Annotated in this window: 9 protein-coding genes; 2 read left to right on the plus strand and 7 right to left on the minus strand. The window is 72.9% G+C overall.

Annotated elements, in window-relative coordinates; genetic code table 11:
• Positions 1 to 52 precede the first annotated feature (52 nt).
• From V6U86_RS11075 to V6U86_RS11100, 6 genes are all read right to left on the minus strand, one after another.
• Positions 53 to 871: a class I SAM-dependent methyltransferase gene (locus tag V6U86_RS11075; protein ID WP_334501587.1), complete on the minus strand. Its 819-nt coding sequence runs from the start codon at positions 869 to 871 to the stop codon at positions 53 to 55.
• On the minus strand, positions 868 to 1,917 hold the full coding sequence (locus V6U86_RS11080; RefSeq protein WP_334501589.1) for a glycosyltransferase family 4 protein: 1,050 nt from the start codon (positions 1,915 to 1,917) through the stop codon (positions 868 to 870). The genes V6U86_RS11075 and V6U86_RS11080 overlap by 4 nt, the downstream gene beginning before the upstream one ends.
• Positions 1,914 to 2,312, minus strand: a complete 399-nt coding sequence (locus V6U86_RS11085) for a 6-pyruvoyl trahydropterin synthase family protein (protein ID WP_334501591.1) — start codon at positions 2,310 to 2,312, stop codon at positions 1,914 to 1,916. Before V6U86_RS11085 ends, V6U86_RS11080 begins: the two co-directional genes overlap by 4 nt.
• Positions 2,313 to 2,314: 2 nt before the next feature.
• Complete coding sequence (locus tag V6U86_RS11090; protein ID WP_334501593.1) at positions 2,315 to 3,298, minus strand: zinc-dependent alcohol dehydrogenase; 984 nt, start codon at positions 3,296 to 3,298, stop codon at positions 2,315 to 2,317.
• A 150-nt stretch (positions 3,299 to 3,448) separates the two neighbouring features.
• Entirely contained in the window at positions 3,449 to 4,312 is an 864-nt protein-coding gene (locus V6U86_RS11095; protein WP_334501595.1) for an alpha/beta hydrolase, read from the minus strand.
• A gap of 54 nt (positions 4,313 to 4,366) precedes the next feature.
• Positions 4,367 to 4,963: a helix-turn-helix domain-containing protein gene (locus V6U86_RS11100; protein WP_334501597.1), complete on the minus strand. Its 597-nt coding sequence runs from the start codon at positions 4,961 to 4,963 to the stop codon at positions 4,367 to 4,369.
• 75 nt (positions 4,964 to 5,038) lie between these two features.
• Between V6U86_RS11100 and V6U86_RS11105 the strand changes: the two genes are divergently transcribed.
• Together V6U86_RS11105 and V6U86_RS11110 are read left to right on the plus strand one after the other, a co-directional pair.
• Positions 5,039 to 6,613 carry a bifunctional NAD(P)/FAD-dependent oxidoreductase/class I SAM-dependent methyltransferase gene (locus V6U86_RS11105; protein ID WP_334501599.1) on the plus strand — a complete coding sequence of 525 codons (1,575 nt, stop codon included), beginning with the start codon at positions 5,039 to 5,041 and terminating at the stop codon, positions 6,611 to 6,613.
• 256 nt (positions 6,614 to 6,869) lie between these two features.
• Entirely contained in the window at positions 6,870 to 8,549 is a 1,680-nt protein-coding gene (locus V6U86_RS11110; RefSeq protein ID WP_334501602.1) for a hypothetical protein, read from the plus strand.
• 85 nt (positions 8,550 to 8,634) lie between these two features.
• Here V6U86_RS11110 and V6U86_RS11115 read toward each other — a convergent pair whose 3' ends face one another.
• Complete coding sequence (locus V6U86_RS11115; RefSeq protein WP_334501604.1) at positions 8,635 to 9,105, minus strand: hypothetical protein; 471 nt, start codon at positions 9,103 to 9,105, stop codon at positions 8,635 to 8,637.
• Positions 9,106 to 9,238: the final 133 nt, after the last annotated feature.

Genomic DNA, 9,238 nt, shown 5'->3' on the forward strand with positions numbered 1-9,238 from the left:
CCCTTGAAGATCGTCCACTTGCCCTAGTCCACGTACCCAGGGCGTGAACGGTTCATCCGCCGGCGAGGAGGTCGGTGTGTTCGACCAGCACGGTGAGTCGACCGGCCGCCGCGTCCGCCAGTCGACGCCGGGCGTACGCCTGGGCGGGGCCGGCCAGGTCGGGCCGCTGCTCGCAGGCAGCCCCGAGCCAACCCCGGAACCACTCGGCGGCCAGGTCGGCCTGCCCGGGGCCGAGACGCCACGGGCTGGGTCGTTCCCGCACGTCGACGCCGCGCCGGGCGAACGCGACGGCCGTGGCCGCGGCAGCATCCGGGCCGAGCAGCTGCCGGCCGTCGACGGTACGCCGCTGGTGGTCGTTGAACGCGGCTTCGACCATCTCGTCCAGCGGGTCGGCCGGGGTGAACCGCACCCGTCCGGTCACCGAGATGGCGAACAGGGTGGGCCGGCCGACGCAGGCCTCCACCACCCGTTCGACCTCCTCCGCGGTGAGCATGTCCAGCAGCGCGGACGCGGTGATCAGCGATGCGTCGGCGAGGTCGGCGGCGGTCAGCCGGGTGAGGTCACCGCAGCGGGTGTGCACGGTGACCGGGGCGCCGTCGGCGGCGGTCACCCCGCTCATGCCCTTGGCGGCGCGGGCCAGCAGGTCGGCGTCCCGGTCGTGCAGCACCCAGTGCTGTGGTCCGGGCAGCCGGGCGGCCAGCCACCGGCTCATCGAACCGGTGCCGCTGCCCAAATCGTGGATCACCGTCGTGGCGTCCCCGGCCAACCGGGCCCGCACGGCATCCAGCAGCTCCTCGGCGCGCGCCGCCGCGTCGGCCGGCTCACGCAACCGCAGCCAGTCGGCGAACGGCAGGGTCTCCTCGACGGTCATCCCGCCACCTCCTTCAGTACGCCGGCCAGCAGCGTGGTGGTCACCGGCCAGTCGGTCAGGGTGTCGCGCCGAGCGAGAGCGGCACGACGCAGCCGGGCGCGCAGCTCGTCGTCGCCCAACCACCAGCTCAACGCGCCGGCCAGCGCGGCCGGGTCGTCCGGCGGAACCAGCAGCCCCGGCAGGTCGCCGTCGGGGGTACGGCCCAGCGCCTCCGGCACTCCGCCCACCCGGGTGCCCAGCACCGGTAGGCCACGGGCCAGTGCCTCGGTGACGACCATGCCGTACGTCTCGCTTCGCGACGGCAGCACGAGCAGGTCGGCGCTGGCGTACGCGGCGTCGAGCGCCGCACCGGTCAGCGGGCCGGCCAGTCGGACCCGGTCGGCGAGACCCGCGCTGGCGAGCTGGTCACGCAGCCGGTGCACCAGCTCGGGCTCCCGGGTCAGCGTGCCGGCACAGACCAGCGTCCAGGGCCCCTCGGCCACCACGGACAGGGCGTCGACCAGCACGTCGTGGCCCTTGTGGTGGCTGACCGCGGCCACGCAGAGCAGCCGGCCGCCGGTGGCCGAGCCCGAGGGCGCCGGCGGCGCGGGCGTCACCCCCGGCGGCGCGACCCGGACCCGGTCGGCGGGCAGCGGATGGCGGGCCAGCAGACGGCGGCGGGTCCAAACGCTGGTGGTGACGACCGCCCGCGCGGTGGCCAGCGCCCGCCCCTCGGCCTCGTCGTTGAGCGGCATGTGCACGAGGACGACCAGGCGCAGCCGGTGGGCGTGCGGGGCGAGCAGATCCGGCACCGCCGAGGCGATCAGACCGTCGAGCAGGACCACAGCGTCATCGGGGACGGCTGCCAGCAGCGTGGCCAACTCCGCCCGTTCGGCCCGGCCGGGGTGCGGCCACGCCCCGGGCACCGCATGCTCGTGCACCACCCAGCCGGCCTCGCCGAGCCCCGCGCAGATCCGCCGGTCGTAGGTGTTGCCGCCGCTGGGCGTGGCCGGGTCGTCGATGTCACCGGGCAGGACGACGTGCACCGTCCGGCCCGCATCGGTCACAGCGACCGCTCGTAGCTCGCCCAGGCGATGTGCGACTCGTGCAGGGTGACAGTGATGCCGGTCAGGTCGCGCGCCCCCGCGCCCAGCTCACCGGCGTGCACCCGCTCGACCAGTCGATCCGCGACCGTACGGGCCAGCACCTCCGTGGTGGTGTTCACCCCGGCGAAGGCCGGCTCGTCGTCGAGGTTGCGGTAGGTCAGCTCGCCCAGCACGGCCCGCAGCTGCTCGGTGGCCAGGCCGATGTCCACCACGATCCCGTCGGAGTCCAGGTCGGGCCGGCGGAACGTCGCGTCCACCACGAACGTCGCACCGTGCAGGCGTTGGGCGGGCCCGAACACCTCACCGTGGAAACTGTGGGCAATCATCATGTGATCCCGAACGGTCACGCTGAACACGGTCACTCCCCGTCGTCGTAGGTGATGAGGTGGCAGAGGGCGGGCAGGTCACCCGAGCTGAGTCGGGCGAGCACGTCGGGCAGCTCCGCGAACCGGGACGCGCCGGTGATCAACGCGTCGAAGGCCGGGTCGTCGAGCAGATCCAGGGCGAGCGCCAGGCGGTCGGCGTAACTGCGCCGTCCCCGTCGGGCGGGTGCCACCATGCCGACCTGACTGCTGCGTACGGTGAGTCGACCGGAGTGGAACGCGCCGCCCAGCGACACCTGCACCGGGCGGTCGCCGTACCAGCTCAGCTCGATGACCGTGCCCTCCGGGGCGAGCAGGTCCAGCGACTGTTGCAGGCCGGCGGCGGTGGCGCTCGCGTGCACGACCAGGTCGCGGTCACCGCGGGCGTCGATCGGGTTGGCGAAGTCGACACCGAGCGCCCCGGCCACGCCGGCCCGGCGCGCGTCGGTGTCGACCAACTCGACCTGCACGCCGGGGAACCGGGCGAGCAGCGCCGCGACGCAGCAGCCCACCATGCCCGCGCCGATCACGGTGACCCGGTCACCGACCAGCGGCGCGGCGTCCCACAGCGCGTTGACGGCGGTCTCCACCGTGCCGGCGAGCACGGCGCGGGCGGGCGGTACGTCGTCCGGCACGGGCACCACGGCGGTGGCGGGCACGACGTACGCGCTCTGGTGCGGGTGCAGGCAGAACACCGTCCGTCCGAGCAGCTCCGGTGGGCCCTGCTCGACCACTCCGACGCTGAGGTAGCCGTACTTCACCGGGCCGGGGAAGTCACCCTCCTGGAAGGGCGCGCGCATCGCGGCGTGCTGGTCGGCGGGCACCTGGCCGGCGAAGACCAGCGTCTCGGTGCCCCGGCTGACGCCGGAGTACCTGGCCCGGACCAGCACCTCGTCGGGGCCGGGGGCGGTCAGCGACACCGGCCGGATCTCGGCCGCGCCGGGTTCACGCACCCAGCAGGCGTACGCCTCGCGGATCACCGTCGCGCACCTCACGTCTGCTCCGGGCCGAACCGATCGGCCATGTCGGGGTCCCCCGATCGGGGTTGTCGATCATAAACACGGAGATACGGCACGCACGGTTCGAAGCACGCCCGACATAACCACGTCAAAGGCGGTCACCGGGTGACCCTAGTGAGGCGGCAGCACCCCGGTGTCGGGGGTGAGGATTCGGGTGAAGAACGCCAGAGTGTCGCGGATCAGCGGCTCCAGTGGCACTCCGCCGAAGCAGTGGTCGGCTCCCCGCACCACCGACAACTCGACCTCGGCACCCACCGCGGTCAATGCTGCGGCAAGCTCTTCGCTCTGCCCTACCGGCACGACCAGGTCCTGGTCGCCGTGGACCAGCAGCACGGGTGGGGCCTGGTCGGTGACGTAGGTGATCGGACTGGCCGCCCGACCCAGTGAAGGGTTCCCGGCCAGCGGGGCGCCGATCAGCAGGGACTCGGGCGAGTCGGCCGCGTCGTGGTCGATCGTCCCGGCCGGATGTGCCTGTGACTGGATGGTCAACAGGTTCGACGGCGCGTACCAGCAGACCGCCGCCCGGACGCGGGTGTCGTCCTGGTCGTCCCCGGTCAGCGCGATCATCGAGGCGAGATGCCCACCGGCCGACTCGCCCCACACCCCGATGCGCTCGCGGTCCACGCCCACCGTGTCGCCGTGTCGGCGCAGCCAGCGCACCGCCGCCCTGACGTCGTCGAGTTGGGCGGGGAAGTGCGCCTCGCCGCTGAGCCGGTACTGCGCGGAGGCGACCGCGAAGCCGGCCCGGATGGCGGCGGTGAACGGATCCGCCTCCATGAGCCACTCCGGCGGCTGTTTGGGCGAGCCGAACTGCCACGCGCCGCCATGGATCCACACCAGAGCCGGGACCGGATGGGGCGCGTCCGCCGGCACCACGAGGTCCAACGTCAGCGGGCGGAAGCCCGGGACCTCGTTGACGACGATGTCACGGTGCTCGATCCGGTCGCTCCAGCGCCGGGATGCCGCATCGGTCATCGCGTCATCTTCGCACCGCCGGCCCGTGCGTGCCGGGTCACGACCTCACGTTGATCACTGCCGGGTGTCCGACGTGGCCGGGCGGGCACGCACGTGTATCCGCTCCCCCTGCGGCCCGAAGAGGCTGAGGGCTTCGGCGGTGCCGGGGCCGGGGTTGAAGAAGAGGTGCGGGACGCGCGTGTCGAACTCGGCCACCTCTCCGGGGGTGAGCGTCAGGTCACGGTCGCCGAGCAGCAGGCGCAGGCGGCCGGAGAGCACGTAGAGCCACTCGTACCCCTCGTGGGCCTGCGGGACCCGGCCTCCGGCGGACGGGTCCGGCGGGAAGATCTGTTTGAACGCCTGCACGCCGCCCGGCCGGCGGGTCAGCGGCAGGTACGTCACTCCGTGGATGACTATCGGTTTGGGGCGTACCCGGGGGTCGCCGGTGGCCGGGGCGTCGACCAGTTCGTCGAGCGCCACCTGGTAGGCCCGCGCCAGCGGGAGCAGCAGCTCCAGGGTGGGTCGGCGAGTTCCGGACTCCAGCCGGGACAGGGTGCTCACCGAGATGCCGGTGAGCTCGGCGAGCTGGGTCAGCGTGGTCCCGCGTTGGTGACGTAGGGCACGCAGCCGGGGGCCGACGGCCGCCAGCGCGGCGCTGTCCTCGTTTGCCATAACGGCAAGGATAGTTGCCACCCTGCCGGTGGCGACGGATGGTGGGCGCAGCCGACAAACACGAGGGAGATACCGGTGGACGAGACATACGACGTGGTGGTGGTGGGCGGCGGCGCCGCCGGGCTCAGCGGAGCCCTGGCACTGAGCCGGGCCCGACGGTCGGTGCTGGTGATCGACTCCGGTGAGCCGCGTAACGCGCTGGCCGACCGGATCCACAACTACCTGGGCCGGGAGGGGACGCCGCCGGGCGAACTGCTCGCGGTCGGCCGGGCCGAGGTGGCCGGGTACGGCGGGCAGTTCCGCGCCGGACTGGTGCGGACCGCGACCCGGGACGACCACGGGTTCCGGCTGAGCCTCGACGGCGGCGAGTCGGTGCGGGCCCGCCGGCTGCTGGTGACCACCGGGCTGACCGACGAACTGCCCGACGTGCCCGGCCTGGCGCAGCGGTGGGGTCGCGACGTGCTGCACTGCCCGTACTGTCACGGATGGGAGGTGCGGGACCGTCGGATCGGCATCCTGGCGACCGGACCGCTGGCCGTACACCAGGCCGAGATGTGGCGACAGTGGAGCCCCAGCGTGCTGCTCCTGCTGCACGACACCCCGGCACCGGACGCGGAGACCGCCGAGCGGCTCGCCGCCCGCAGCATCGCGGTGGTGCCCGGCCCGGTCGCCGCGGTGGAGGTGACCGACGACGCGCTGACCGGGGTACGGCTCACCGACGGCCGGGTGGTGGCGCTCGACGCGATCGTGGTGGCGACGCGGCTGACTCCCCGCGCCGATGTGCTGGTGGGGCTGGGCCTGGCCCCGGAGGAGGTGACGATGGGTGAGCACGTCATCGGTGCCCAGATCCCGACCGACGCCACCGGCGCGACGACCGTCCCGGGTGTCTGGGTGGCGGGCAATGTGGCCGATCTGCGTGGTCAGGTGATCACGTCCGCCGGGGCCGGGCTGAACGCCGCAGCGGCCATCAACGCTGACCTCATCGCCGAGGACACCCGCGACGCCGTGGCCGCGTACCGGCAGTTGGTGGCAACGACGTTCGAGGAGCCGGCGTGGGAGGAGCGCTACCAGTCGCGCCCGTCGGTCTGGAGTGGCCGGCCGAACCCGCAGCTGGTCGCCGAGGTCACCGACCTGGCCCCGGGGCGCGCCCTGGACGTGGGCAGCGGCGAGGGCGCCGACGCGGTGTGGTTGGCCGAGCGCGGGTGGCAGGTGACGGCGGTGGACATCTCCACCACCGCGTTGAGCCGGGCCGCCGCCCACGCCGAGACCGTCGGCGTGGGCGACCGGATCGAGTTCACCCACGCCGACCTACGGGACAAGCCGCCCATCGAGGAGGCGTACGACCTGGTGTCCGCGCAGTTCATGCACCTTCCCCCGGAGCAGCGGCGGGAGTTGTTCGGCCGGCTGGCCGCGGCGGTGGCACCGGGCGGCGTCCTGCTGATCGTCGGGCACCACCCGTCGGATCTGTGGGGGGCGGCGCATCGGATGCACATGCCGGACGCGATGTACACCGCCCAGGACGTGGCCGCCGATCTGGACCCAGGCCGCTGGGAGGTGCTGACGGCGGAGGAACGCTCCCGCCCCGCCACCGACCCGAACGGCGAGGAGGTCACTTTCCACGACGCGGTCCTCGTCGCCCGCCGACGCTGACCCGTGCCTGCGTCTCCCCCGTCGACCTGCGTCGATCATGGAGTTGTGCTGGGTGACAAAGGTGGTGGAGCACCACCTTTCCGGCACCACGAGTCCTTGATCGGCGCGGGAACGGGGGGATGCGGGACGCCAACGTGAGAGGTGGTGGGGCAGGACTTCGCACGAGGTGCGCTCGGCGGTAGCGTTGCGCCACACTGACGGCCCGTGGGGCAGGCGACCGCCGACCCTGACGCCCCGATCGTACGGAGGATGGTGCATGTCCATCGGCGCTGAGCCGCACGCAGCACGCGACGATGCGGCCTCCCGGCCGAGCTTCGAGCTCGCCCTGCGCGGATACGACAAACGCCAGGTGGACCGGCACCTGGAGCAGCTCGACGGTCAGATCGCAATGCTGAGCGGAGAGCACGGGCGCTCCGCCGTCCGCGTCCGAGAGTTGACCGCCGAGGTGCAGCGGCTGCGTGCCGAACTGGCCGAGCTTCAGGAGCAGCCCGTGCAGGTGGACCGCGCCTCGTTCCACGACCTGGGCCCGATGGTGGGCGAGATCATGGCACTCGCCGAGAAGCAGGCCGGGATCATCACCGAGTCGGCCACCGACCGGGCGAACGAGCTACGCAGCGAAGCTGAGCGAATCCTCGCCGACACCCGTGAACGGGCCGCGCAGGCACGTCAGGACCTGGCCGAGGAGCTGGCCGCCCGGCGGACCGAGCAGGAGCAGGCCCACGAGGAGCGGCGCACCCTGGCCGAGGCCGAGTTGACCGCGATCCGCGAGCACGCCGAGCAGTTGCGGGCCGACGGTGAGACCGCGCACGAGCGCGCCCAGCACGAGGCCAAGCGGATCACCGAGCAGAGCGCTCAGCAGCTCAACCAGACCCGGGTCGCCGCCGACGCGCTGATGAAGTCCGCGCGTACCCAGATCCAGCAGGAACTCCAGTCGGCCCGCGCCAAGAACCAGCAGGAGATGGCCCAGTGGCAGGCCAACGTGGAGCGAGAGGTCAACGAACGGCGTACCGCCGCCGAGCAGGACATCGCCGAACAGCAGGCCGCCGCTGAGCAGGAGCTGGCCGAGCAGCGCAGCGCGACCGAGCAGCAGATCGCCGCGCTGCTGGCCGAGGCGCAGCAGCACGTGACCGAGCTGCGCAACCGCGCCGACGAGCAGGCCGCCAGCCACCAGCAACAGCTCGCCGCCCTGCAGAAGGAGCTTGCGGAGCGCCGGCAGGAGGCCGCTGACCTGAACGCTGAGCTGGACACCGGCCGCCAGCAGCTCGCCGAGATCCGCCAGGAGGGCGAGACGCTGGAGAACGAGCTGTCCCGGATGCAGCAGCGGCTCAGTGAGGTCCGCCGGGACCTCACCGCCGAAAGCGCTCGGCTGGACGAGGCCCGCCGGGCGGGGGACTCCGCCGAGCGGCACGCCAAGGACGTCCGCGCCCGCGTACAGCGGGAGGCCAAGCGGGTTGCCGACCTCGCCGCCGCTGCGGTCATGGCCGCGGCAGCCGGCGGTACGGAGACCGCGGAATACCCGATGGTGGGCTCCCGCTCCAACGCCGACCGGCCCGCCCCCGAGCGGGTGAACGTCGAGCGGCTCAGCGTCGACCGCGTCGCCGTCGACCGGCACCCCGCCGACCGACCCACGGTGGACGACACGGACGCCGACCGCGCCACCGTCGACCGCGCCACTGTCGACCACGCCACTGTCGACCACGTCCCCGCCGACGGTGGCGCCGCCGACCTGGGCCTGGCCGAGCAGGTGAACGGTGAGCACGGTGGCGCACCGGCGGCGGACGAGTCGGTGGCGTCCGACAGCACGGCTGCCCCGGAGGTGAGCACCGACGACGCCGAGCCGACCTTCCCTCGGCACATCGGCACGGACACACCGACGCCCGTACCGTTCATGGCCTTCGGGCAGCCGGTCAGCGAGAACGGCGCCGCCCGGCACTGACCTCAGCGGCGGTTGCACCCGGGCCCGGAGCGAATCCGCGCGGGCCCGGGCCGACCGTCCGGTCGTCGTTCAGTGCCCCAGCCACTCAAGAGGGCGGCTGGACCGACCGAGCGAGGTAGCTCCGCAACTCGGCGACCTCGTCCTCGGTGAGGACGGCGGCGAAGTCGAGGTACTCGCTGGGGTAGATGGCTGTGCCGGAGCCGGCCACCGTGACGAACCAGGCGCCCTCGTGGTCGAACCAGTGCGCCTGGCCGGCCACACCGAGGTCGAGGGATTCCGCGCCGGTGCAGTCGCCAGCTGAGACGATCCGCACCCACTGCCCGTCGCGCCCGTACAGCGGCTGAGGGATCACGACGTGCAGGCGGTCCTCGGCGATCTGATCCACCGGCACGCCGAACAGGCGGGCCGCACCCTGGCGTGCCACCCCGCGCACCTCCCTCAGGCTGCCGGTGACGCCGATCTGCACCTCCCCGTCGGGTCCTTCGACCAGCACTGCGTACGACCGATCCGGCTCATGGCGGACCCGTGCACGAAATTGCAGCGGGATGTCAAGCATCCGCCAATGATCCCCTCACCGGGCTCGCCGATCTGCCCCCTCTTCGCGATCTTGCACTTCCTGTCCCGACGTAGGGGGCATTCCACGTATATCGGCAGCAGGAACTGCAAGATCGCGGCGGGCGGGCGGGCGG

It is taken from the genome of Micromonospora sp. CPCC 205558, assembly GCF_036902955.1.
Taxonomy (GTDB): Bacteria; Actinomycetota; Actinomycetes; order Mycobacteriales; family Micromonosporaceae; genus Micromonospora.

Excerpts from the sequence above, each read along its gene's own strand:
- V6U86_RS11075 (WP_334501587.1), bottom strand. The coding sequence starts at position 871 with ATGACCGTCGAGGAGACCCTGCCGTTCGCCGACTGGCTGCGGTTGCGT.
- V6U86_RS11095 (WP_334501595.1), bottom strand. The coding sequence starts at position 4,312 with ATGACCGATGCGGCATCCCGGCGCTGGAGCGACCGGATCGAGCACCGT.
- V6U86_RS11100 (WP_334501597.1), bottom strand. The coding sequence starts at position 4,963 with ATGGCAAACGAGGACAGCGCCGCGCTGGCGGCCGTCGGCCCCCGGCTG.
- V6U86_RS11110 (WP_334501602.1), top strand. The coding sequence starts at position 6,870 with ATGTCCATCGGCGCTGAGCCGCACGCAGCACGCGACGATGCGGCCTCC.
- V6U86_RS11115 (WP_334501604.1), bottom strand. The coding sequence starts at position 9,105 with ATGCTTGACATCCCGCTGCAATTTCGTGCACGGGTCCGCCATGAGCCG.